This is a genomic window from Chitinophaga barathri, from assembly GCF_003807585.1.
GTDB lineage: Bacteria > Bacteroidota > Bacteroidia > Chitinophagales > Chitinophagaceae > Chitinophaga > Chitinophaga barathri.
In genome coordinates, this window is sequence record NZ_RMBX01000013.1 from 150,282 (window position 1) to 175,074 (window position 24,793).

Below are 24,793 nucleotides of genomic sequence, written 5' to 3' on the forward strand. Positions count from 1 at the left end.
GCTGCCTAATAATATGAAGAAGTTAGACTGGTACATATTGCGCAAGTTCATCGGCACGTTTATCTACTCCCTGATGATCCTGCTGGTGATCTCGGTAGTGATAGACATCACGGAAAAGATCGACGACTTCCTGGAGCACGACCTGTCTATCGGGTTCGTGTTTATGCATTATTACATCGGCTTCATCCCCCACATTGCGGCCCTGCTGTTCCCGCTGTTCATTTTTATTTCGGTTATCTTTTTCACTTCCAAGCTGGCCTACAAAACGGAGATCGTGGCCATCCTGAGCGCGGGCGTGAGTTTCAGGCGTTTCCTGCGGCCTTATTGGGTGGGGGCTATCCTGTTCGCTTCCATTCTCTGGGCGGCCAACCGCTGGGTGGTGCCCGCGGCCAACCGGATCAGGACCACCTTTGAAAATAAATACGTGAGCGCTCCCAAGGATGCGGAGGCGTTGAAGGATAAGACCCTGCGGGTAGACAGCGTTACTTACATCACTTTCGGATATTACGATCCCAATTATAAGAATGGTTCCAACTTTGTGCTGAAACGCATCAACGGCCAGCAGGTGGTGTACAACCTGAAGGCGGACCGTGTGTCATGGGACTCCGTAGGCCGCAAATGGAAACTCGATTTTATTACCGAGCGCACTATCAACGGTATGCGGGAAACCCTGCGGCAGGCAAACGATACCTCTATCAAGATACCGCTGCACCCTTCCGAGATGGTCGAGGAAAAGAACAAGGAGCAGGCCATGACCACGCCCGAGCTGAACCGTTACCTGGAAAGGGAGGAACTGCGCGGGGCGGAGGGGCTGAATGTATATTACGTTGAAAAACACCGCCGTACATCAGCGGCCGTAGCGGTGATCATCCTGGTGCTGATCGGGGCGATCATTTCCAGCCGGAAGGTGAGGGGCGGCAGCGGCCTGCACCTGGCGCTGGGTATCGTGATCTCGGCCATGTATATCCTTTTTATGCAGTTCTCCACCGTATTTGCCACCAAAGCGGATCTTAACCCGCTGCTGGCGGCATGGATACCCAACTTTGTTTTCGCTGGGCTGGCCCTTTATCTCTATTCCCGCGCGCCTAAGTAGGCCATCTGATGATTTTTGATCAAATGCTTGAAATAATACGTTAAATCTCCCCTAAAGGATAGGGTTTTTATGATTTATCATTACTTTTGTTCATTGATCGATTTCGTTAATTTTTCTAAATCATTGCGGGAAAATGAGTTATATAAAAGAGAAATTCAAGGCTAAAGCAGATGAACTGGGCGCAGAGGTAAAGGACCTGCTCAAGAATCATGGTACAAAAAAAGTAGACGATGTAACAGTGGCCCAGGTTTATCAGGGCATGCGCGGTATTACCGGGCTCGTTACCGAAACCTCCCTGCTGGATGCCAATGAAGGTATCCGCTTCCGCGGTTATTCCATTCCTGAATTACGGGAACACCTTCCTAAAGCCCCTGGCGGCGCTGAGCCACTGCCGGAAGGTTTATTTTACCTGATGCTGATCGGCGAACTGCCCACCGAAGCGGATGTGCAGAACCTGAGCAGCGTACTCGGCCGCCGCAGCCATGTGCCGAACCACGTGTTCGACGCCATCGAAGCGCTGCCTATCTCCACTCACCCCATGACCATGTTTACCGTGGCGGTAATGGCTTTGCAGACCGAATCGGTTTTTGCAAAAGCGTATGCCGACGGGATGAATAAAAAAGATTACTGGAGCTACATGTATGAGGATACTTTAAACCTCATCGCGCGCCTGCCGCGTGTAGCCGCTTATATCTACCGCCGCAAATACAAAGGCGGCGAGCACATCCAGCCTGACGGCATGCTGGACTGGGCTGCGAACTTTGCGCATATGCTGGGTTACTCAGACGACGGTTTTAAAGAACTGATGCGCCTGTACATGGTGATCCACGCGGACCACGAAGGCGGCAACGTAAGCGCCCACACCACTCACCTCGTAGGCTCCGCCCTCAGCGACGCTTACCTGTCGTTCGCTGCCGGTATGAACGGCCTCGCAGGTCCCCTGCACGGCCTGGCCAACCAGGAAGTGATCAAATGGATACTGAGCATGAAAGAGGAGCTTGGCGGCGGCGTTCCCACCAAAGAGCAGATCGCGGCATATGTGAAAAAGACCCTCTCCGAAGGTAAAGTAGTACCGGGTTACGGTCACGCGGTACTGCGTAAAACCGACCCCCGCTTCACCGCACAGATGGAGTTCGCGAAAAAACACCTGCCTGAAGATGAGCTGGTGCAGATCGTTTGGGCTATTTATGACACTGTGCCCACCATCCTGCAGGACCTCGGCAAGGTGAAAAACCCCTGGCCTAACGTAGACGCACATTCCGGCGCATTGCTGTTGCACTACGGCCTCGCGGAATATGAGTTCTACACGGTGCTGTTCGGCGTAAGCCGCGCGCTGGGCGTACTGGCTTCCCTCTGCTGGGACCGCGCACTGTCCCTCTCCCTGGAAAGGCCCAAATCCGTTACTTCTGAATGGATGAAGCTGTTCGTGGAAGGAAAAGTTGAAGCGATCGCTGAATAATCGGCTTTAAGATACCATCACGGCCGGCCCGGAAGTTAATTGCTTTTGGGCCGGTCTTTTTTATGCCCGCGGCCGTTTGCCTTTTTTTGTGAAATTGCCGTACTTCGTACCCTCATTCAACCAGCGCTTTTGAGTTATATCTCTTCCATATTACCCAACCCGATTGAATACCTGAAAGGTGTAGGCCCCCAGCGGGGTGAACTACTGCGTAAGGAAATCAATCTTCATACCTTCCGCGACCTGCTGGAATATTACCCTTTCCGGTATGTGGACCGCACCAAGGTGGAAAAGATCCGCAATCTCAGCGGCATGGAAGAATACGTGCAGATCAGGGGGCGCATTGTGCATATGGAAGTAGTGGGGGAGAAACGCGCAAAAAGGCTCGTGGCCACTTTACAGGATGAATCCGGGCGTATAGACCTGGTATGGTTCCAGGGCTGGCAATGGATGCAGAAGTCCCTGCGTGAAAATGCCGGGTATCTCGTGTTCGGCCGTTTGTCGCAGTTCAACGGCATTCTCCAGCTGGCGCATCCTGAAGTGGACCTGCTTACCGAAGAAACTGCCACTGGTAAACAGCACCTGGAGCCGGTGTATTACACCACCGAAAAACTCAAAGCCCGCGGCCTCACGGCAAAAGCCATCGGCAAACTGACGCATAACCTGCTGGAACAGATGTCCCTGGCGGAAATCAAAGAAAACATCCCCGCTCCCGTGCTGCAGCAGTTCCGGCTGATGCCCCGCTCCCAGGCTTATTTTAAGATACACCTGCCCGCCACGGAAGAAGAAGCCAGACAAGCCCAGCGCCGCCTCAAATTTGAAGAGCTTTTCCTGGCGCAGATACGCATCTGCCGGCTGAAGATCAGGCGGCACAAAGCCAGCCAGGGCTTTATATTCAACGCGGTAGGCGATACGTTCAACACCTTTTATAATAACCATCTTCCCTTTTCCCTCACCGGAGCGCAGAAACGCGTGCTCAAAGAGATCAGGAAAGATACCACCACCGGCCACCAGATGAACCGCCTGGTGCAGGGGGATGTGGGATCGGGCAAAACCATGGTAGCCCTGCTGTCTCTCCTCATTGCCATAGACAATGGTTTCCAGGGCTGCCTGATGGCGCCCACCGAAATACTGGCGCAACAGCATTACAAAGGCATTTCCGAACTGCTGAAAGACATGCCGCTGAAAGTGGCGCTGCTCACCGGCAACATCAAAGGAAAAGCCCGTAAACAGATACTGGCGGATGCGGAAGCGGGAAACATCCATATCCTCATCGGTACGCACGCCCTGTTGGAAAAGGAAGTGAAGTTCAGCCACCTGGGGATGGCCATCGTGGACGAACAGCACCGTTTTGGCGTAGCCCAGCGCGCGCGCCTCTGGGAAAAAAACGATACCCCACCGCACATCCTCGTGATGACCGCTACGCCCATACCCCGTACGCTGGCCATGACCGTGTACGGCGACCTGGACGTGTCCGTGATAGACGAGCTGCCGCCCGGCCGTAAGCCCATCACCACGGTGCACCGCACGGAATACCAGCGGCCGCAGGTGATGGACTTTATCAAAGATGAAGTGCGCAAAGGCAGGCAGGCCTATATCGTATATCCCCTCATCGAAGAATCCGCCAGCCTTGATTTTGAAAACCTTACGAAAGGATACGAGGAAGTAAAAGCCTTTTTCCCGGAACCGAAATATTACATCAGTATGGTGCACGGGCGTATGACGAACGAGCTGAAAGACGCCAACATGCACCGTTTTGTGACCGGCGATACGCAGATCATGGTGGCTACCACTGTGATAGAAGTAGGCGTGAACGTGCCTAATGCTTCCGTAATGGTGATAGAAAGTACGGAACGTTTCGGGCTTAGCCAGCTGCACCAGTTGCGCGGGCGTGTAGGCCGGGGGGCGGAGCAGAGCTATTGTATCCTGATGACCGGCAATAAGATCGGGAAAGACAGCCAGGAAAGAGTGAAAGTAATGGTACAGACAAACGACGGTTTTGTGATCTCCGAAAAAGACATGGAACTGCGCGGCCCCGGCGATATAGAAGGCACCCGCCAGAGCGGATTGCTGGACCTCAAGCTGGCGGATATCGTGCAGGACAGGGCCATGCTGCAGGCGGCCCGGGACTGCGCGGAAAAAATACTGTCCGAAGATCCCGAGCTTGAACTTCCTGAAAATAAACCCTTACATGATTTCCTGGCCACACAACGGTCAAAATCCGCATGGAGTAAAATATCCTGACGGCTTTTACGTTGAATTCTCGGAATGACTGGCAGGGATGGTTGAACCTGAATATGTTGCTTGCCCAATACCTTCGTGAACCGTCCTCTGCCAGTCGCCAACCAAGAAAGTTGCCGTAACATTTTGACGGTTCTATCCGTTAAATAAAGTATATTAGTTATTACTAGGCACAATTAAATACGAAACCGCTTGAAATCTTCGCGCCCTACCGGTCTTATCAGTGCTTTGCAAGTTTGGATACTGGTTATGATGATTGGAATACCTGCCTTTTCCCAGGACCATCAACACAGCCCAAATTCTTCCCCATTGGAATTTGTGGAAAACAAAGGGCAATGGAATACAGATTTCAGGTACAGGGCCGCCCTCGGCGGCGCCAGCATTTTCCTCCGCAATAACGGCTTCAGAATACTGCTCATGCACCCGGGTGACATGGCAAAGCTCGATGCTTTCCGCCACGGCTCCGGCAGCGATTCCGCGCGTTACGTATATTATCCTGACGGCGCACCCAAGGATAAAAAGAAAAATTCCAACAACAGGACCGCGGTAACTTCCCCCGCCCCGGGTGACGGCGGCGGCGGCAGCAATCCCCCGGCGCCGGACCGGGTAAGAGGCCATTCCTACGACATCCAGTTCCTCAATGCCGCAGCCAACCCCGAGATCATCCCCTCCAAACCCACCCAGGACAATATCAGCTACTTTATCGGCAACGATCCTTCCAAATGGAAATCCGGCATCGGCGCCTATACGAATGTATTGTATAAAAACATGTACCCGAACATTGACGTACAGGTATATTCAGAAAGCAGCCAGCTGAAGTACGACGTGATCGTACACCCCGGTGCAAACGCCTCGGACATCAAACTGCAATACAACGGCGCCACTTCGGTAACCCTCAAAAAAGGCAACCTGCACATCCGGACCACCGTGGGCGAAGCGATCGAGCTTGCACCTTATGCCTACCAATACATCAACAGCCAGCGGAAAACCGTGAAAGTGGAATACCAGCTTTCAGGCAACACCGTTACCTATAAAATTTCCGGGCGGTACGACAACCAGTATCCCCTCGTGATAGACCCCACCGTGGTATTCGCCACCCTTTCCGGCTCAAGGGCTGAGAACTGGGGCTTTACCGCCACCTACGACGCGGGCGGCAACTTCTACGGCGGCGGCATCGCATTCGACCAGGGATACCCCGTAAGCGCGGGCGTTTATGACGGTACATTTAACGGCCGTACGTTTGATATGGCTATTACCAAGTTCAACCCCAACGGCAGCCGCATTGTATATTCCACTTACATCGGCGGTATGGGTGAAGAACAGCCTTGCAGTATGTTCGTAGACGCGGCGGGTAATCTCGTGATCTCCGGCAGGACCAATTCAGGAAACTTTCCCGCCCTTACCAATGTAGGCCCGGGCGGCGGTTCAGATATCGTAGTGGTAAAACTCAACGCCAACGGTTCCGCTTTGATCGGCTCCATGCGCATTGGCGGCAGTGGGCTGGACGGTGCGAACATGCGCGGGGAAAAGGGCGGCTCTACAGACGTGCTGCTCCGCAACTACGGCGACGATGCGCGTAGCGAAGTAGTGGTAGACGGCGGCGGAAATATCTACGTAGCCAGCTCCACGCAATCCACGAACTTCCCCGCCACTGCCGGCAGTTTTCAACCCGCCTACGGCGGGGGCCGCCAGGATGCCGTGGTAATGAAGATCAACCCGAACTGTAACGCTTTGCTGTGGGCCACCTTCCTGGGCGGCAGCGCGGAAGATGCGGCATATGTACTGGCAGTGAACGGTGGCAACAGCGTGTATGTGGCCGGCGGTACCGCCAGCAGCAACTTCCCCTCGCGCAGCGGCGTATACAGCACCTACCGCGGCGGAGCCTGCGACGGTTATATCGCGCACCTTTCGGCGGACGGCAGCACATTGCTGAGCTCCACTTTTATGGGTTCGGAAAACGGGAAGGCGGACCAGGTGTATGGCATCCAGCTGGACAGGCAGGGCGCCGTATACGTAATGGGCACCACGGAAGGCAACTGGCCCATCATGCAGCCGGCCGGCACACCCACTTTTTACAACGACAATTCCAAACAGTTCATTACTAAACTCCGGCCGGATCTTTCCGCGCTGATATACTCCACCACCTTTGGTAAAAACGCCAGTTCCCCCAGCCTGAGCCCCGTGGCTTTCCTGGTGGACCGCTGCCAGAACGTATACGTTTCCGGCTGGGGTGGCGAGCTGAACCAGGGCGCGCAATACGCCAATTCAGACACCCGCAACCTGCGCGTAACACCCGACGCCCGTAAATCCCGGTCAGACGGCAGTGACTTTTATTTCTTCGTAATGAAAAGAGACGCGCTGGATATCCTGTATGGTTCTTTTTATGGAGGAGACGGCCTGTTTGAACACGTAGACGGCGGTACCAGCCGCTTTGACCAGAACGGCGTTATTTATCAGGCCATCTGCGCATCCTGCCCGCTTTCCGGCGGAAGGATCCGCTTCCCGACAACGCCCGGGTCTTATTACACCGGCTTTACAGACGGCTGTAACCTCGGCGCCCTTAAGATCGCATTTAACCTGGATGGCGTACGCGCCGGCTTTACCACGCAGGAAAGAAGAAGGAACTATTGCGTGCCCGCCAATATCCAGTTCATAGATACTACGAATGTGCCGGCCCAAAGCTGGACCTGGAACTTTGGCGACGGCTCTCCCGATGTGGTGACCACCGTGCCTACCACCTCGCATTCTTACCCGACCGTAGGCGACTATCGCGTACGCCTGGTAAAATATGACCCGGCAAGTTGTAACCTGGCGGATACAGCGTATATGGATATCCGTGTGCGGGAAGACCGTGCGCCCATGGGCTTCACAGAGCAACGCCTGCCGCCCTGCACCGCGCTGGAATATCTCTTCGTGAACACTTCCACCCACCCGCCGGGCAAACCATTCACCAATACCTCCTTCACCTGGAACTTCGGTGACAATACGCCGCTGGTGATCACGGATACCACCCGACAGGTACACCGCTTCGCCAGCGAAGGTATCTATACCGTAAGCCTCACGCTTACTGATACAAACTATTGCAACGCTCCGGAAACGCAATCTATACAATTGCGTGTGGCCGCAAACGTGGTAGCTGCCTTTACAGTGCAGGACAGCAGCTGTGCGCCGTTCATCGCGAACTTCGACAACATCTCCAAAGGCGGCGTTACTTTCAACTGGGACTTTGGTGACGGTACGACCTCCACGGACCCGTACCCCACCCATACATATTCAATACCGGGCCGTTACCCTGTAAGGCTCGAGGCATTTGACCCGAACACCTGTAACCAGCGGCACGACACCACGATCTTCATCACGGTGATGCCGCCGCCCACAGCACAGTTCACCTACCAGCCGAACAAACCGGTGGAAAACACCCCGCATATGTTCACCAACCAGAGCACGGGCGCCACACATTACCGCTGGGATTTCGGGGATGGAAACACTTCCACCGAAGTGAACCCCACTTACCAGTACCTGCGCACCGGCACTTACGATGTCTGTCTCATTGCATTCACAGAATTTGGTTGTACGGACACTACCTGCCAGCAGGTGAGCGCTATCGTGAACCCGCTCTATGATGTGCCCACGGCATTTTCACCAAACGGGGACGGTGTGAACGATATCTGGGAGATCAAAGGTTTCGGTATCGTTCACTATGACATGAAGGTGTTCAACCGCTGGGGCCAGCTCGTGTTCCAGAGCAACGACCAGAAGCTGGGATGGAACGGCCGCTTCAACGGCACCGTGCAGCCGCTGGACGCTTACGCTTTCGTGTTGAACATCGAATTCTCGGACGGCAATAAAGTCACCAAAACAGGGAATGTTACATTATTAAGATAAAGGGTTCGGTTATGAGAAAGCATGTCTACCATATTGTCCTGATTTGTTGCCTCGCGGGCGCCGTACCGGCCTCCGCGCAAGACCTGCATTTTTCGCAGTTCTTTAACTCGCCTCTTTCCACCAATCCAGCCAACACCGGTTTTATCCCGGACGGCAACTACCGCATCGGTATCAATTACCGCAACCAGTGGGCTACCATCCCCGTTCCGTATAAAACCATGTCCCTGTTTGGCGACTTCCAGATGTTCCGTGAGCGGCTCAATTACGGCTGGGTAGGCGTAGGCGGTATGTTGCTCCGCGACGTGGCGGGCAACGGCAACCTTACTTCCACCAAAGCATACGGATCCGTGGCCTATCACCAGCTGATGGGGCAGAGCAGCCTGCTGAGCGCCGGTTTTAATGTGGGGTATGCGGACAAAAGAGTGGACCTCAGCAAGCTCACTTTCGGCAGCCAGTGGAACGGCCAGTTCTTTGATTCGCAGATGTTCTCCGGCGAGCCCTTCACCTCGGCCTCCGTTGGTTACCTGGACATGCAGATAGGCATGAATTACGCATATTTCCCCACCGACAATATTTACATCAACGGCGGTTTTTCCGTACATCACGTCAATACGCCCCGTGAGACATTTTATAATGGGGACAACCAGATAGACCGCCGCTACATCGGCTTCCTGAACGCCAGCCTCAAGCTGAACGATAAAATCATCCTCAACCCGGGCGCATATTATTCCCGCCAGGCAAACGCCAGCGAGACCATGGCAGGCGCCTACGCCGCCTATAACCTTTCCGGCGACGGTGCACAACAGCTGTTCGGCGGACTCTACTACCGTTTCCAGGATGCATATGCATTCCTCGTGGGATACCAGGTGGCGAACTTCAGGCTGATGTTCAACTACGACGCTACGGCCAGTACGCTTTCCGCTTCCAGCACCCGCCAGGGCGCGTATGAGCTGAGCCTGCTGTACATCGGGCTGTACCCGAACAGGAGTTTTTCCAATGCGAAAAGGTATACGCTCTGCCCTTCTTTCTGATAACATTTTCTCAAGGATTTCTTTCCCGCGCATAGTAACGGCCCGCCTACTTTACTTTGTCTTGATAGTTATTCGAAATTGATAACTATTTTTGCTGCATGAGCACATTCGCCAAAGTAACTCCCGCTCACATAGAGGCCCTGAAAGCCATTGTAGGGGAAGCCTATGTCTTTACCGACGAAGAGAATATTGAAAAATACGCGCACGACGAAACCGAAGACCTTCACTTCCCCCCTGAAGTGGTGCTGAAGCCCGCGACCACGGGAGAAGTAAGCCGTATTATGAAACTGTGCAACGAGGCCCTTTTGCCCGTAACGCCCAGGGGCGGCGGCACCGGCCTCAGCGGCGGGGCGCTTGCCCAGCACGGCGGCGTGCTGCTCTCCACTGAAAGATTAAATAAGATCATCGAAATAGACGAACGTAACCTCCAGGTGACCACCGAGCCGGGTGTGATCACGCAGGTATTGCAGGACGCGGTACGCGAAAAGGGATTGTTTTATCCCCCGGATCCCAGCAGCCGCGGCACCTGTTTTATTGGCGGGAACATTGCCGAGAACTCAGGCGGGCCCAAGGCCGTGAAGTACGGCGTGGTAAAGGATTATGTGCTGAACCTGGAACTGGTGCTGCCAAACGGCGAAGTGATCTGGACAGGCGCGAATGTGCTGAAAAACGCCACCGGGTACAATCTCACGCAGCTGGTAGTAGGCAGTGAAGGCACGCTGGGCATCGTTACAAAAATTGTTTTAAGGCTCATCCCGTTGCCCAAACACGACCTGCTGATGCTGGTGCCGTTTAATTCAGCGGAGTTTGCCTGTGCGGCTGTGAGTGCCATTTTCCGCGCCGGTTACACCCCATCCGCCCTGGAATTTATGGAAAGGGACGCATTGCTGTGGGTGACGCAGTTTGTAGACAGCAGCATGGTGAAAATAGACGATGAAGTGCAGGCCCACCTGCTTATTGAAGTAGACGGCAATCACCCGGACATGCTCTTCCAGGAGATGGAAGCTATCGCGGCCGTAGTAATGGAATTCGGTTGCGGGGAAATACTTTTTGCGGACAGTCACCAGCAGAAAGAAGAGCTCTGGAAGCTGCGCCGCAGGGTGGCCGAGGCGGTAAAAAGCAATTCCATCTATAAAGAAGAAGATACCGTGGTGCCCCGCGCGGAGCTGCCTCTGCTACTCAATGGCGTAAAGGCCATAGGGGAGCGGTACGGGTTTAAGTCTGTATGTTACGGGCACGCGGGAGACGGCAACCTGCATGTGAATATCATCAAAGGGGACATGACGGAGGAGGCCTGGAACGGTACGCTGAAAGACGGCATCCGCGAGATATTTGAACTGGTGAAACGTTTGGGCGGCACTATTTCCGGCGAGCATGGCATCGGGCTGGTGCAGAAGGATTATATGGAGATCATTTTCAGTAAGCAGCAGATGCTGCTGATGAAGCAGATCAAGCAGGTGTTTGACCCGAATAACATCCTGAACACGGGAAAAATATTCGACTAGGCTGGTAAGATAATCGTATAAAGAAACGTTAATGCGTATGGCAGACCGGCAAAAAACAGATAATTTAGCTTGTAATAATGTATGATCATGAAACGTATATTCCTGGCCGTTATCCTGGTAGTCTGCGCACAAGTTGCGTCAGCCCAGTATTATAAAACAGACACCGTAAGAGGTTTCGATCCCAGCAGGTTGATGGTGGGCGGTAGTTTTGGTATGGGGTTTGGGGACTATACGCTGGTAAATATATCACCGATCATCGGGTATCGTTTTACCCCGATGTTTGCAGGTGGCCTGGCGCTGAATGCACAGCTGTCCTGGGAGAAGCTGAGAGATTATGACGGTGAAATCTTTGCGCGGAACAATTATAATATGTTGGGCGGCGGGCTCTGGGGGCGTTTTTATCCTATTCCTCAATTATTCCTCCAGGCGCAACCCGAATACAACAGCATTACTGAAAAATACAGGGATTACAGGAACGACCCTGTGGTGACGGTAAAAAGCCGCTATGGCGCACCCAGCCTGCTGTTAGGAGGTGGTTACGCCCAGCCGATAGGCATGGGTAATTCAGCCTTCGTGATCATGATCCTGTATGATGTATTGCAGGATGAAAACTCCCCTTACCGGAATCGTCCGGTGATCTCCGCGGGCGTGAATGTCGGGTTCTAAAAAGCGTAAAATCGCCTTTCTAAGTCCAGGGTAAGTCCAGGTAAAGTCCAAGTAAAGTCCAAGTAAAGTCCAAGTAAAGTCCAAGTAAAGTCCAGGTATGCCAGTATGATACTCCTATTATACAGTTATCATACTTGCTTCATACGCTGGTCTAACCTTTGTCATACTCCCTTCTTTCCCCTTCTACCCCTATCTCTCCCCACACATGACATGAATTTTATGTTATATTGTATATAATAACTAAACAATTATTTACAAATACTGCTATATTTGCCTTATGCAACAGCAAGCAGACGTAGCCGTTATTGGCGCGGGCATTGTAGGCCTGGCCACCGCTTACCACCTGGCCCTCAAAGGGAAAAAGGTAGTCGTATTCGAACGTACACCCCGCGCCACCGGCGCTTCTTTCCGCAATTTCGGGTTGGTATGGACCATCGGCCAGCAGGCCGGCGCCATTTACGATCGCGCATTGTACGGGCGTGGGATCTGGAAAGAAATAGCCGCTAAAACGGGCCTTTCCTGCGAAGAGACTGGCTCCCTTCATCTTGGGTATCACAATGACGAAGTAGCAGTCATGGAAGAATTTGCCCGCACCGGCAGCGCTCATTGTGAAGTGCTCACCGCCAAAGAGGCCGCCCAAAAGAGCAACGCCTTTCAGTCCAATGGCCTCAAAGCCGCCCTCTGGAGCCCCATGGAAATGATGCTGGACCCGCGCGTGGCCAGCGCCACCCTGGCTGCTTTCCTGCAGTCGGAATACAAGGTGGACATTCACTTCAATACCGCTGTGAACGGCATCAGCATGCCATTCGTCGAAACAAAAAACGGTCAGTGGAAAGTAGAACAGGTATACGTGTGCAGCGGTCAGGACTTTGAAACACTCTACCCGTCTGTATTTGAAGCCGCGCCCATCACCCGCTGCAAATTGCAGATGATGCGCACCGTGTCCCAACCGGGCAACTGGAAGCTAGGCCCCGCGCTTAGCACCGGCCTCAGTATGCTGCATTATGCCTCTTTCGCACAATGCCCTTCATTGCCGGCGCTGCGCAAAAGGATCGAAGCATCACTGCCCGAATACCTGCAATACGGCATTCACCTGCTGGTATCGCAAAACGGCGCGGGGGAACTTTCCCTTGGAGACAGCCATGAGTACGGCAAAGAAGTGGATCCCTTTGACAAAGAACTGATCAATCAGCTGATCCTTCAATACATCAAAACATTTTTGCTGGCGCCCTCCTTCGAGATAAAGGAACGCTGGCACGGTGTATATCCCAAACTCACCAATGGCGAAACAGACCTCGTACTGCAGCCCGAACCGGGCGTGACCATCCTCAACGGTCTGGGCGGTGCGGGCATGACCCTTTCGTTTGGCCTTGCCAGGGATGTAACGGCAAAATTTTAATCTCATATAAAACGTTTCACGTAACAGGGGCAGCTTTCCAGCCGCCCTTTTTTTATGCTTTCTTGGCTGAAATCCCTATTTTTATTTTTATTCTAACGTTTACGTCAAAATCTGTACATGGCACCTGACCAGAACCAGTTCATGTCGCCTGGGATATTTATCGTTTTTATCGCCAGCTACTTTTTCCTGCTATTGCTCATCTCTTACCTGACCACACGAAAGGCTGATGCCCAATCTTATTTTATCGGCAACAGGAATTCCGTATGGTACCTGGTGGCCATCGGTATGATCAGCGATTCCTTGTCCGGCGTTACTTTCATCTCTGTACCCGGTAAAGTGGAAACCAGTTCTTTCACCTACCTGCAAACCATTCTCGGATATATACTGGGCTATGTGATCATCGCCACGGTATTGCTGCCATTGTATTATAAACGGAACCTCACGTCCATCTACACATATCTGCAACAGCGCTTCGGCCCCATCACGCAGAAGACCGGCGCGGTGTTTTTTATCCTGTCAAGACTGGTGGGCGCGGCCGCGAGGCTGTTCCTGGTGGCGGGCGTATTGCAGCTGTTTGTGTTCGACTATTACCATGTTCCCTTTGTTTTATCCGTATCCATTATGATCGCGCTCATGCTGGTGTATACGTACCGCGGCGGGATCAAAACGCTGGTGTGGACGGATGCGATGCAGTCCACCTTCCTGCTGCTGGCCGTAGTGCTCACCATCGTGGTGATCTGCAGCGATCTGAACTGGGGAGTAGGGGACCTGGTCAGTAATGTGGTGAACAACCCGAGGTCAAAGACCTTTTTCTGGGACTGGAAGGCTGCCAACTTTTTCCCCAAGGAATTTTTCGGCGGTATGATGATAGCCGTGACCATGACGGGCCTGGACCAGAATATGATGCAGAAGAATCTCAGCTGCCGTTCTTTGGGCGAGGCGCAGAAAAACATTTATTCCTTCAGCATCATGCAGCTGGTGGTGAATGTATTTTTCCTGAGTCTGGGCGTGCTGCTGTATGAATACATGAGCGCAAACGCGCTGCAGATACCGCTGGGCGCGGACGGCAGGAAACTCACGGACCAGGTGTTCCCCATGCTGGCGCTCACCCAGCTGGGCACGTTTGCCAGTATCATTTTTATCGTCGGGCTCACGGCGGCCACCTTCTCCAGTGCGGACAGCGTGCTCACCACGCTCACCACTTCCTTTTACATCGATATCCTCGGCCACCCCACGGAAGGAATGGATGCAAGGAAAAAACGTATCCGGAATGTTATACATATCGGTTGTGCGGTCGCGTTACTGCTCACGATACTTTTGTTTAAGGTGTTCAACCAAAGCGCAGTGATAGATACGGTACTGTTCCTGGCTACGATCACTTACGGGCCGATGCTGGGACTGTTTGCCTTCGGTATCCTGAACAAGCGGCCCATACTGGATTACGGCTCGGTGGTAGTATGTATCATTTCGCCCATCCTGTGTTTTATATTATCAAAGTACTCCGCACAGTGGCTGGGCGGATATAAATTCGGTAATGAGCTGCTGATCGTGAACGGGCTGTTTACGTATATCGGTTTATGGTTGTTTTCCAAAAACAGAATGGCCTTGCAGCCGTTGCAGTAAAAATGTGTAGATTGTAAAACAAAATTGAACAGCAGATGAATGATATGTTAAAGAACCTGCAGATGCGGGATTGGACGGAAACCAAAGCACACTCCAGCTGGCAGATATTCAAGATCATGGCGGAGTTTGTAGAGGGGTTTGAAGCGCTGGCAAAAATTGGCCCCTGTATTTCAATATTCGGCTCTGCCCGTACCCGTGAAGGCAATCCGTATTACGAACTGGCCTGTGACGTTGCCTGCCGTCTTGCGCAGGATGGTTTCGGTATTATTTCCGGCGGCGGCCCCGGCATTATGGAAGCGGCCAATAAAGGCGCACAGAAAGCAAAAGGTAAAAGCGTAGGGCTGAACATCCAGCTGCCGCATGAACAATACGCCAATCCTTATCTTGATAACGACAAAAATCTCCACTTCGATTATTTCTTTGTCCGCAAAGTGATGTTCGCCAAATATTCCCAGGGTTTTGTCATGATGCCCGGCGGCTTCGGCACGATGGACGAATTTTTTGAAGTAGCCACCCTCATCCAGACCAAAAAAATGACGGAAACGCCGCTGGTACTGGTAGGCAGGGAATACTGGAGCGGATTGCTGAGCTGGATAGATACGGTGATGATGAAAAAAGAAAGCAATATCCACCCGGAAGACCTGGACCTGCTGAAAGTATTCGATACGGCGGACGAAGTGGTGGAATACTTCCGCGTGTTTTACACCACGAACAAACTCCGGCCCAACTTTTAGGTATTACTCCATTAACATATACATATGGATGATATTTATCCAGTGTAAATAAATTGAATACATTTATAAAAGTCACAGCCTATAGCGGACCATTACAAGATGTTATATGGTCAATAGTTGTGTCTTTTAATGGTTAACATGGGGTAAAGAGCCTGATAGTACTATCAGGCTCGATTTGTTTGAGGCTGACTTATAATTGCTTAGGTTTGCAAAAAAAAAGGCATGGAGGTAATATCGGGGGAGATTCAGGCGTTTGCAGAGAAGTACACTACTCCGGAACCGGGGTTGTTATACCGTTTACACCGTGAAACATACCTGAAGGTAGACCAGCCTCATATGCTGAGCGGTCACGTTCAGGGCCGTTTTTTGACCATGGTAAGCCAGATGATGCGTCCCCGGCGTATCCTGGAGATCGGCACTTACACCGGTTATTCCGCCATCTGTCTTGCACAGGGGCTTGCGGAAGACGGTCACCTGCACACAATAGATGTGAATGAAGAACTGGAGGAAATGAGCGGCCGTTATATTACCGAAGCCGGTTTCAGGGAGCGCATCACCCAGCACACCGGCAAAGCGGCGGACATCATCCCGCAGCTGGACGAAGTGTTTGACCTGGTATTTATCGATGCGGACAAAGCCGGTTATGGCGGGTACTACGATCTCATGTGGGAAAAGCTCAGGCCGGGCGGTTTTATGCTGGCGGACAATGTGCTGTATCATGGAGAAGTGGTGCTGGAAGAAACAGCGCAAAGCAACAACGCCAAAGCGATGATCAGCTTCTGCCGCAAAGCGGTGGCGGACGATCGGGCGGAAACGCTGCTGCTCACCATGCGCGACGGCGTGCTGATGATCCGTAAAAAGTAGGATCGTCTCAAAGGAAGACCCATTAAATCCGACATATACATGCAAATAAAGTCATACTGCCTGGCAATCTCTTTGCTTATAGGCGCAGCTGTAAACGCGGCGGCGCAGAACATGAGCACCACACAGTACATAGACACGTATAAGAACATTGCCATGGAAGAAATGCGCCGCTCCGGCGTACCCGCGGCCATCAAGCTCGCGCAGGGGATCCTTGAGACCCAGTCCGGCAACGGCTGGCTGGTGCTGAACAGCAACAATCATTTCGGTATAAAATGTAAGAACAACTGGGCGGGGCCCAGCGTAAACTATGATGATGACGCCCGCCAGGAATGTTTCCGCAAATACGGTTCCCCCGCTGAATCCTGGAAAGACCATTCCGAATTCCTGCGCAACAATCCCCGTTACAAATTCCTGTTCGACCTGAACCCGGAAGATTACAAAGCCTGGGCATACGGTCTTAAAACCGCGGGTTACGCCACCAGCAGAACCTATCCGCAGCAGCTCATCCAGATCATCGAAACATATCAGCTGCAACAATTCAACGCGATCGCGATGGGCAAACAGCCTATCCCCGCAAGCCCTTCACTGGCAGGCGATCCCGGCTCGTACGAACCTGTACAGCCTTCCGGCCGCGACAATAACGTGATCACGCCGCAACCCGCTGCTGCTAAAAAATACCCGGTAGGCACGGAATTCCGCATCAACAATCGCAAAGTGATATTTGTTAAGGAAGGTACGGCGCTGATCCAGGTAGCCAGCCAATACGATATCCGTCTCAGTTCATTGCTCAAATACAACGACATCACCGAAGACCAGCCGCTGCTGGAAAAAGATATGCTCATCTTCCTGCAAAGCAAAAGCAAACGCGGGCAGAACGATTATCATATTGTAGCGCCCGGCGAATCGCTGCACGACATTGCGCAGGCGGAAGGCGTTCAGATCCGCTGGCTCCGCAAACGCAACAAACTCGATGAGGGCGACCAGCCCGCCGCCGGCGAAAAAGTGGCGCTGGATGGTTACGCATCTTCCAAACCCCGCCTCGGCAGCAATTCCGTAGCGAAAGTGGACGATCATAAAGACCTGGACCCGAAACAGATCATCAAAGACGTAAAGGAAGAGATCGCCAAAGCCACCGCCGCGCCTGAACCCGCGCCATCCAATACGTCTGCGCGTAATACAGAAAAATCTTCAGGCATCCCGCCCTCCATGGTGGAAGACCTGAAAAAAGCCGGCGGCTCGGTAACGCCCGCGGGCTCCCAATATCATACCGTAACGGAGAAAGAAACACTGTACAGCATTTCACGGAGGTACAACATCACCGTGGCGCAGCTGCAGCAATGGAACAACCTCCAGGACAACGGCATCAGGATCGGGCAACAGCTCGTGGTACGTAAATAATTCACCGCAATGACGACGATACAGGTACACGACAAAAAATTCATCCCGTTTATCGCAGCAGCCGATCTGCAGGCGCGTGTAAAAGAAATGGCGCAGCAGCTCAGCCACGACCTCCGGGGCGAACGCCCGCTGTTCATCGGCATCCTCAACGGCTCGTTTATGTTCGCCGCGGACATCTTCAAATATCTCTCCATCGAAGCGGAGATATCCTTCATCAAACTGGCATCCTATAAAGGCACCAAAAGCACCGGCAATGTGATCACAGCTATCGGGCTGGAAGAAGACCTGTTCGGCCGCACCGTGGTGATCGTGGAAGATATCGTGGACACCGGCAAAACCCTCAGCCAGTTCCTGCCGCAACTGGAGCATCAGCAACCCAAAAAGATGATGGTCGTATCCCTCCTGCACAAACCGGAGGCGATGACGCACCCCGTCAAGATCGATTACCTCGGGTATACGGTACCCAACAAGTTCCTGCTGGGCTATGGCCTCGATTACGACGGCCTGGGCCGCAATCTGCCGGAAATATACCAGCTGGCGGAATAGGAGGAATCCCGGCCGCGCGGGGTAAATTTTAGCCGGTTACACCAACTGATTAAATATTTTCTTAATTTTAAGTGTCGTTGTATGTAATTAAATTACTATGCATAAGCTCCTCATGCTGCTTTGTTGGCTTTGCGGGAGCATGATGGCAGAGGCACAACAAAAAACCAGGGGAGTAGTGTCCGGCGCGGTGCTGGACAGTGTGAACCAGAACCCTTTGCAGGGGGTGCGCGTGAGCATTCTGAGAGATACAGTAACGGTTAAGACAAATCAGTATGGACTATTTCGGATAGACGTTCCTGCCGGCAGCACGCATCTTGTTTTTGAATACCCCGGTTACCTTACCAAAACGGTGCCCCTCAACCATTATGATCGCATGCTCATAGAGCTGAGCCACGTTGGAAAAAATCCAGGTACCAGTGCGGACATTGCCAAAGCCAGGGCCAGGGCAAGGTTTGCCCATAGCTCAAACCCCAACTACGGAAACGTGGGCATGGGCGTATCCGCTTTTTTTGATGAGACCTACGGCAAACTGTACGAGAATAAATTTGTGGATGCTGAAAAGGTCAACCACTCGTCCTTTGCATTGGACGTGGACCGCGCGGCCTACAGCAATATGCGGCGTTTTGTAAAATTGCGCGAACATATACCCGTGGACGCGGTGAGGATCGAAGAGCTGGTGAATTATTTCCATTACAGTTATCCCGCCCCGAAAGGAGACAGCATTTTTGTGTTGTATTCCCATTACACAGACTGCCCCTGGACGCCGGAGCACAATCTCCTGGAGATCGCCGTGAGAGCGCGGCAGATAGAAACGGACAGTCTCCCTTCCAGTAACCTTGTATTCCTGATAGACATTTCAGGCTCCATGGGCACGGCGAACAAACTGCCGCTGCTGCAGGCCGCCTTCCGTGTGCTGGTGAACAACCTCCGCCCGAGGGACCGCGTGGCCATCGTTGCTTATGCCGGCGCGCCCGGACTGGTATTGCCCTGCACGCCGGGAAATGAAAAAGAAAAGATACTCAACGCTATTGACTATCTCAGCGCCGGCGGCGCCACCGCCGGGGAAGCCGCCATCAAAATGGCTTACCAGATCGCCGAGGAAAACTTCATCCCCAATGGCAATAACCGCGTGATAATGGCCACAGACGGCGATTTCAACGTAGGCCAGACCAGCGACCAGGATATGGAAGACCTCATCATGCAAAAGAAAGAAAGCGGCGTGTTGCTCACCTGTCTTGGTTTTGGTATGAAGGATTATAAGGACAGCAAGCTGGAAACCCTTTCCAGTAAAGGCAACGGCAATTTCGCGTACATCGATGATATGGAGGAGGCGAACAAGGTATTTGCCCGCGAGTTCGGCAGCACCCTGTTCACCGTAGCCCGCGACGTGCGCGCGGAGATCACTTTTAATCCGAACCGTGTAAAAGCATATCGTCTGATAGGGTATGAAAACAAAGTGCTGAAAGAAGATAATTCCGAAGGAGCAAAGATCGTGGGCGGCATTGTAGGCTCAGGCAATTGTGTAGTAGCGCTGTACGAGATCATCCCGGCAGAGCAGGATACGGAGGATCAACTGGCTACTACCCGCATCCGGTACCGCACCGAGCAGGATACCACGATGCGTTTACTCGAAAAAGATATCCATGAGTCCCGGCAGATATTCGCCGCCGCACCGGATGATTTCCGTTTTGCCGCATCCGTGGCTTTATTTGGCATGCTGGTGAAAAACTCCACGTACAAAGGCACGGGCACCATCACCATGGTAACGGACATTGCCAAAAAATCCCTCGGGCCGGACAAAGGCGGTTACCGCATGGAATTCCTGAAGCTGATAAAACTGGTGAAGAAAAATACTACCTGGCTGAAGTGACAGCTGAAGCCCGTTTCCATCCGAATGTCCCGATCAGCATCCCCGCAATACTACAGATCAGCCCCACAAACAAAGGCGGCGTTTCCGTTTCCGTTACTTCGCTATAGATATAACCCGCCGTACCAAGGACGATCGAGAGAATAGCGCCTCCTTCATTGGAACGTTTCCAGTACAGCCCTGCCGTGAGTGGTACAAAAAGAGAGACCAGGCTCAGTACGGAAGAGGATGCCACCAGCTCGTAAATATCCTGGCTGCTGAAAGCCATGCCCATGGAGATAGCGGATATGATCACCACCGAGAGGCGGATCACCCGTAGGAATTGTTTGTCCGTAATATTCTTGAAGAAAGGGCGGATGATGTTTTCACCCAGCACGGTAGCAGGCGCCAGTATCGCGCCGCTGGTGGTGCTCATCACGGCGCTCAGTAAAGCCCCGAAAAATAATACCTGTATAAAAAGGTTGCCATGCAGCAGTACTATGTTCGGCAATATTTTTTCCGTGCCCATGTCCGCCAGCTCAGGGTACAGCTGCTGCGCGCAAAGCACGATCAGCAAAGGAATAGAACCTATCACGAGGTACATGAGCGCACCGAGGTATGAGGAATATTGCGCCACCTTTTCGCTTTTGCTGCTCATGAGCCGCTGAAACACGTCCTGCTGGGGGATAGAGCCCAGCCCGATGGTGAACCATGCCGCCATGTAATGCAGCCAGCTGTTCCAGTCATTGTCGGGAAAAAAGCGGAATGTGCCGGCGGGAGCCCGGTCTACCACCGCTTGCATACCACCCGCGTGATGCACGACGATCACCGCGATCACTACTATCCCGACAATGATCATGATGGTCTGTATAAAATCCGTAACCGCTACGGACCACATGCCGCCCATATACGTGTATGCCATTACGATCAGCCCGCTGGCGATCATGGCGGTGCCGTGCGGCACACCCATCACGGTATTGATCACGATGCCCATGGCTACGATCTGCGCGGCGATCCAGCCGAAATAGGAGGGGATCATGAGCAGGGCGGATACCAGTTCCGCTTTGCGCCCATACCGTTCCCTGAAATAATCGCAGAACGTCAGGAGGTTTGTACGGTAAAGTTTACGCGCATAAAACAAACCCACCAGCAGTAAACACAACGATGCGCCGAAGGGGTCTTCTATCACGCCGATGAGCCCGTTCTGCGCAAATTCGCTGGTAGCGCCCAGCATGGTCTCCGAGCCGAACCAGGTAGCGAATATCACACAGGTGCTGATGCCGAGGGGCAGGCTGCGCCCGGCCACAATAAAGTCTCCCGCGCTTTTCACTTTGCGGGCGGCCCAGCGGCCGATGAGGATGGTAATGAGGAGATAAACCAATACGAATGCGGTGAGCATCGGCTTTTATTATTTGATGATGCGGAAACAGTGCCGGAGCAGCTTCCCCTGGAAATCGAAAGGAACGGTCTGCGCCGTGATGTTTTTGATGGAAGATGCCTGTATGGCGGGCTCGTCCAGCTCAAACTTCCGCAGGTTGTTGCTGAAATACAATACCCCGTCTTTTTTCATGGTCAGCAATACCTTGTTCACAAGGTCCACATGATCCCGCTGGATGTCCAGGAAATCTTTCATGCGTTTGCTGTTGGAAAAGGTGGGAGGGTCCAGCACTACCAGGTCGTAGGTGTTCAGTTTCAGCTCATCCAGGTACTGGAGTACGTCCGCGTGTATGTATTGATGTTTGGCCGGGTCCATCAGGCCGTTCAGCTGCATGTTCTCTTCCGCCCAGGCCAGGTAGGTCTTTGAAAGGTCGATGGAAGTGACGGATGCCGCGCCTCCCGCTGCCGCGTACACGGAAAAGGAGCCGGTATAACAAAAGAGGTTGAGCACTTTTTTATCCTTCGATTCTTCCCGCACCATATGCCGGGTAATGCGGTGGTCCAGGAAAAGGCCGCTGTCCAGGTAATCGCTGAGGTTCACTTTGAATTTCAGGCCGTCTTCCTGCACGATCAGTTCTTCTTTGGAAAAGTCTATTTTTTCGTACTGGCTTTGCCGGTTCTGTTTGCGCTGGCGGGTGCGGAGGTAGAGATCGTCGCGTTGTACGTTCAGCACTTTGGCGATCACCACGAGGCTCTGTTCCAGCCAGGCTTCGTAGGCTTCATCGTCCAGCTTGTGATCGCTCTGGTATTCGGCTACGTATACTTTGTCCTCGTACAGCTCAATGATGAGGGGGAATTCAGGCAGGTCCCTGTCGTACAGCCGGAAGCAGGTGATGCCCTGGCGCCTGGCGGTTTTACGGAGGTGCTTTTCTACTTTGCTGAGCCTGTTCTCAAACATCTGGAACTTGTCTGACATAGGTGCAAATATGGGATTTTTCGCCCGCTTATGCCAGCGGAGGGTCTTGAAAATAATGAGGGAATGGAATGCTGACCGGTACCGCTATAAAAAAATCCCCGGCCATAGGGCCGGGGACCTGGAAAATATATGGATCAGCCAGGGAGCAACTGTGGCAGCTCCCGGCTACTTAGCTTCGTTATCAGCTGAAGATATCCTTCACTTTTTCGAAGAATCCTTTCTCGCTTTTTTCAGGGTTCGGCTTGAAGTTGCCGGATTCCTGCATTTTTTCGAGCATGGCTTTTTCTTCGGAAGTAAGGGCCTGCGGGGTCCATACGTTCACATGGATCAGTTGGTCGCCTTTTTCGTAGCTGTTCACGGAAGGGAAACCTTTGCCTTTGAGGCGGAAGATCTTACCGCTTTGTGTGCCAGGCGGTACTTTGATCTTGGCTTTCCCGTCTATGGTGGGCACTTCGAGCGATACGCCAAATGCCGCGTCGGGGAAGGAGATGTGCAGGTCATAGGCCACGTTCAGCCCATCGCGCTGCAGCTCCGGGTGCGGCTCTTCCTCGATGAGGATGAGCAGGTCGCCGGGTGCGCCGCCTCTTTCGCCGGCATTGCCTTTGCCGCTCATGCTCAGCTGCATGCCTTCCATTACGCCCGCCGGGATGTCGATGGATACGGTCTCTTCCCCGTATTGACGGCCTTCGCCTTTACAGGTCGTACATTTATTGGTGATCACCTGGCCTTCCCCGTTACAGGTGGGGCAGGTGGTAACGGTCTGCATCTGGCCCAGGAAGGTCTGGGTCACTTTGCGTACCTGGCCGGAGCCCTGGCAGGTGGTACAGGTCTGGAAGGAGTTGCGGTCCTTCGCGCCTAAGCCGCTGCAGGTGGTACAGGTCACATGTTTTTTAACCTTGATCTTTTTATTGGAGCCTTTGGCGATTTCTTCGAAGGTGAGTTTGATCTTCACGCGGAGATTGCTGCCGCGGGTGCCCCGGCTTCTTCTTGCTCCACCGCCCTGCGCCCGGCCGCCCCCGAAGAAGCTGCCGAAGATGTCTTCACCGAAGATGTCACCGAAGTTGGAGAAGATGTCGTCCATGTTCATATGGCCGCTGCCGCCGTAGCCGCCACGGTTGCCCATGCCTGCATGCCCGAAGCGGTCATACTGCGCGCGTTTGTCCGGGTCGCTCAGCACTTCATAGGCTTCCGCCGCTTCTTTGAATTTTTCTTCCGCCTCTTTATTGCCTGGGTTACGGTCAGGGTGGAACTGCATGGCCACCTTGCGGTAAGCCTTTTTAATTTCATCCTGGGAGGAGGATTTGGAAACCCCGAGTATTTCGTAATAATCTCTTTTGGTGGACATGTTTATACACTTGAATAGCCCACTCCTCTGAGCGGGCTGTGATAGTTATTTACTGCGGTATGCTGATGCGCCGTTATTTTCCAACAACAACGCGGGCATGGCGGATGATCTTGTCATTCAGGTAATAACCTTTCTGTAATACATCCAGCACTTTCCCTTTCAGCTCTTCTGTCGGGGCGGGTATTTCCGTGATGGCATCGTGCAGGTCCGCGTCAAATTCCTGGTGCAGGCTGTCCATAGGCTTCAGCCCTTTGCTTTGCAGTATACTGCTCAGTTTGTTGAACACCAGCAGCACGCCTTCTTTTACGGTATCCACACCGGTGGCCGTTTCAAGCTGTTTGGCGGCTCTTTCGGAATCGTCCAGCACGTCCAGTAAGGCAATGATCACTTCCTTGTTGGCGGTATTTATCAGTTCGATACGCTCTTTGGCGTTACGTTTTTTGAAATTGTCGAAATCGGCGTTCAGGAGCAGGTATTTTTTACGCAACTCTTCCAGTTCACCCCGTAATTTGTCCGCCTCTCCTTCTTCAGTCAGGGCATCATTCAAATGGGTGGAGCCGGCCTGGTTCTCATCAGCATTGATGTCGATGTCATTTGGCCCGTTCTGCCCTTTTGCCTGCATATCTTTGTCTTTTTCTGTCATGATGGTATAAATTATCTGCAAATTTACCATCGTCAATAATTTTGCCAAGGGGTAAAGTGGGGACAATTTGGCAGAAATTTAGGGGACTCCGGCCGTGATTGCCGCTGTTAAAGGGATGTATTACCTTAATTCGTAATGACATGGCATCCGTTTCTTTAGCCTGAG

The 24,793-nt window shown here is 52.8% G+C and carries 18 protein-coding genes; 14 read left to right on the forward strand and 4 right to left on the reverse strand.

What is annotated here, in order from left to right; genetic code table 11:
* Positions 1-13: 13 nt before the first annotated feature.
* The 14 genes from EG028_RS22275 to EG028_RS22340 all read left to right on the forward strand — a co-directional run bounded on the left by EG028_RS22275 (position 14) and on the right by EG028_RS22340 (position 20,311).
* Positions 14-1,093, forward strand: coding sequence for an LptF/LptG family permease (locus tag EG028_RS22275; protein ID WP_120518519.1), 1,080 nt, complete (start codon positions 14-16; stop codon positions 1,091-1,093).
* Positions 1,094-1,226: 133 nt separating this feature from the next.
* On the forward strand, positions 1,227-2,552 hold the full coding sequence (locus tag EG028_RS22280) for a citrate (Si)-synthase, eukaryotic (protein WP_120518518.1): 1,326 nt from the start codon (positions 1,227-1,229) through the stop codon (positions 2,550-2,552).
* Positions 2,553-2,681: 129 nt separating this feature from the next.
* Positions 2,682-4,793, forward strand: coding sequence for an ATP-dependent DNA helicase RecG (gene recG, locus EG028_RS22285; protein ID WP_120518517.1), 2,112 nt, complete (start codon positions 2,682-2,684; stop codon positions 4,791-4,793).
* A gap of 315 nt (positions 4,794-5,108) precedes the next feature.
* Entirely contained in the window at positions 5,109-8,675 is a 3,567-nt protein-coding gene (locus tag EG028_RS22290) for a gliding motility-associated C-terminal domain-containing protein (RefSeq protein WP_241559201.1), read from the forward strand.
* 11 nt (positions 8,676-8,686) lie between these two features.
* Positions 8,687-9,706, forward strand: coding sequence for a PorP/SprF family type IX secretion system membrane protein (locus EG028_RS22295; RefSeq protein ID WP_120518515.1), 1,020 nt, complete (start codon positions 8,687-8,689; stop codon positions 9,704-9,706).
* Between the two features lie 98 nt (positions 9,707-9,804).
* Complete coding sequence (locus EG028_RS22300; RefSeq protein WP_120518514.1) at positions 9,805-11,211, forward strand: FAD-binding oxidoreductase; 1,407 nt, start codon at positions 9,805-9,807, stop codon at positions 11,209-11,211.
* Between the two features lie 87 nt (positions 11,212-11,298).
* The gene (locus EG028_RS22305) at positions 11,299-11,877 is read left to right on the forward strand and encodes a hypothetical protein (protein ID WP_123864761.1); all 579 of its coding nucleotides are present in this window, start codon (positions 11,299-11,301) and stop codon (positions 11,875-11,877) included.
* 277 nt (positions 11,878-12,154) lie between these two features.
* A complete protein-coding gene (locus tag EG028_RS22310; RefSeq protein ID WP_120518512.1) occupies positions 12,155-13,276 on the forward strand; it encodes a TIGR03364 family FAD-dependent oxidoreductase in 1,122 nt (373 codons plus the stop codon).
* Positions 13,277-13,393: 117 nt separating this feature from the next.
* Positions 13,394-14,899, forward strand: coding sequence for a sodium:solute symporter (locus EG028_RS22315; protein WP_206614498.1), 1,506 nt, complete (start codon positions 13,394-13,396; stop codon positions 14,897-14,899).
* 35 nt (positions 14,900-14,934) lie between these two features.
* Positions 14,935-15,633 carry an LOG family protein gene (locus EG028_RS22320; RefSeq protein ID WP_120518511.1) on the forward strand — a complete coding sequence of 233 codons (699 nt, stop codon included), beginning with the start codon at positions 14,935-14,937 and terminating at the stop codon, positions 15,631-15,633.
* A 222-nt stretch (positions 15,634-15,855) separates the two neighbouring features.
* Positions 15,856-16,497 (forward strand): O-methyltransferase, encoded by a 642-nt coding sequence (locus EG028_RS22325; protein ID WP_120518510.1) that lies wholly within the window; start codon positions 15,856-15,858, stop codon positions 16,495-16,497.
* Positions 16,498-16,536: 39 nt separating this feature from the next.
* Positions 16,537-17,895 (forward strand): glucosaminidase domain-containing protein, encoded by a 1,359-nt coding sequence (locus EG028_RS22330; protein ID WP_120518509.1) that lies wholly within the window; start codon positions 16,537-16,539, stop codon positions 17,893-17,895.
* 9 nt (positions 17,896-17,904) lie between these two features.
* Complete coding sequence (gene hpt / locus EG028_RS22335; RefSeq protein WP_120518508.1) at positions 17,905-18,441, forward strand: hypoxanthine phosphoribosyltransferase; 537 nt, start codon at positions 17,905-17,907, stop codon at positions 18,439-18,441.
* A 97-nt stretch (positions 18,442-18,538) separates the two neighbouring features.
* A complete protein-coding gene (locus EG028_RS22340) occupies positions 18,539-20,311 on the forward strand; it encodes a YfbK domain-containing protein (protein ID WP_120518507.1) in 1,773 nt (590 codons plus the stop codon).
* On the opposite strand, the gene EG028_RS22345 is transcribed toward EG028_RS22340, so the two are convergent.
* The 4 genes from EG028_RS22345 to EG028_RS22360 all read right to left on the reverse strand — a co-directional run bounded on the left by EG028_RS22345 (position 20,295) and on the right by EG028_RS22360 (position 24,628).
* Entirely contained in the window at positions 20,295-21,686 is a 1,392-nt protein-coding gene (locus tag EG028_RS22345) for a sodium:solute symporter family protein (RefSeq protein WP_120518506.1), read from the reverse strand. The genes EG028_RS22340 and EG028_RS22345 overlap by 17 nt on opposite strands.
* Positions 21,687-21,695: 9 nt before the next feature.
* Positions 21,696-22,640, reverse strand: a complete 945-nt coding sequence (locus EG028_RS22350) for a class I SAM-dependent methyltransferase (protein ID WP_120518505.1) — start codon at positions 22,638-22,640, stop codon at positions 21,696-21,698.
* Between the two features lie 181 nt (positions 22,641-22,821).
* Positions 22,822-23,985 (reverse strand): molecular chaperone DnaJ, encoded by a 1,164-nt coding sequence (gene dnaJ, locus EG028_RS22355; protein WP_120518504.1) that lies wholly within the window; start codon positions 23,983-23,985, stop codon positions 22,822-22,824.
* A gap of 73 nt (positions 23,986-24,058) precedes the next feature.
* Positions 24,059-24,628, reverse strand: coding sequence for a nucleotide exchange factor GrpE (locus EG028_RS22360; RefSeq protein ID WP_241559196.1), 570 nt, complete (start codon positions 24,626-24,628; stop codon positions 24,059-24,061).
* Positions 24,629-24,793: the final 165 nt, after the last annotated feature.

What these genes read in the sequence shown, in the direction of transcription:
- EG028_RS22340 (WP_120518507.1), top strand. Translation starts at nt 18,539, where the DNA reads ATGCATAAGCTCCTCATGCTGCTTTGTTGGCTTTGCGGGAGCATGATG.
- dnaJ (WP_120518504.1), bottom strand. Translation starts at nt 23,985, where the DNA reads ATGTCCACCAAAAGAGATTATTACGAAATACTCGGGGTTTCCAAATCC.
- hpt (WP_120518508.1), top strand. Translation starts at nt 17,905, where the DNA reads ATGACGACGATACAGGTACACGACAAAAAATTCATCCCGTTTATCGCA.
- EG028_RS22315 (WP_206614498.1), top strand. Translation starts at nt 13,394, where the DNA reads ATGGCACCTGACCAGAACCAGTTCATGTCGCCTGGGATATTTATCGTT.
- EG028_RS22305 (WP_123864761.1), top strand. Translation starts at nt 11,299, where the DNA reads ATGAAACGTATATTCCTGGCCGTTATCCTGGTAGTCTGCGCACAAGTT.
- EG028_RS22310 (WP_120518512.1), top strand. Translation starts at nt 12,155, where the DNA reads ATGCAACAGCAAGCAGACGTAGCCGTTATTGGCGCGGGCATTGTAGGC.
- EG028_RS22295 (WP_120518515.1), top strand. Translation starts at nt 8,687, where the DNA reads ATGAGAAAGCATGTCTACCATATTGTCCTGATTTGTTGCCTCGCGGGC.
- EG028_RS22320 (WP_120518511.1), top strand. Translation starts at nt 14,935, where the DNA reads ATGAATGATATGTTAAAGAACCTGCAGATGCGGGATTGGACGGAAACC.
- EG028_RS22350 (WP_120518505.1), bottom strand. Translation starts at nt 22,640, where the DNA reads ATGTCAGACAAGTTCCAGATGTTTGAGAACAGGCTCAGCAAAGTAGAA.
- EG028_RS22330 (WP_120518509.1), top strand. Translation starts at nt 16,537, where the DNA reads ATGCAAATAAAGTCATACTGCCTGGCAATCTCTTTGCTTATAGGCGCA.
- EG028_RS22345 (WP_120518506.1), bottom strand. Translation starts at nt 21,686, where the DNA reads ATGCTCACCGCATTCGTATTGGTTTATCTCCTCATTACCATCCTCATC.
- EG028_RS22325 (WP_120518510.1), top strand. Translation starts at nt 15,856, where the DNA reads ATGGAGGTAATATCGGGGGAGATTCAGGCGTTTGCAGAGAAGTACACT.
- EG028_RS22275 (WP_120518519.1), top strand. Translation starts at nt 14, where the DNA reads ATGAAGAAGTTAGACTGGTACATATTGCGCAAGTTCATCGGCACGTTT.
- EG028_RS22360 (WP_241559196.1), bottom strand. Translation starts at nt 24,628, where the DNA reads ATGACAGAAAAAGACAAAGATATGCAGGCAAAAGGGCAGAACGGGCCA.
- EG028_RS22280 (WP_120518518.1), top strand. Translation starts at nt 1,227, where the DNA reads ATGAGTTATATAAAAGAGAAATTCAAGGCTAAAGCAGATGAACTGGGC.
- EG028_RS22300 (WP_120518514.1), top strand. Translation starts at nt 9,805, where the DNA reads ATGAGCACATTCGCCAAAGTAACTCCCGCTCACATAGAGGCCCTGAAA.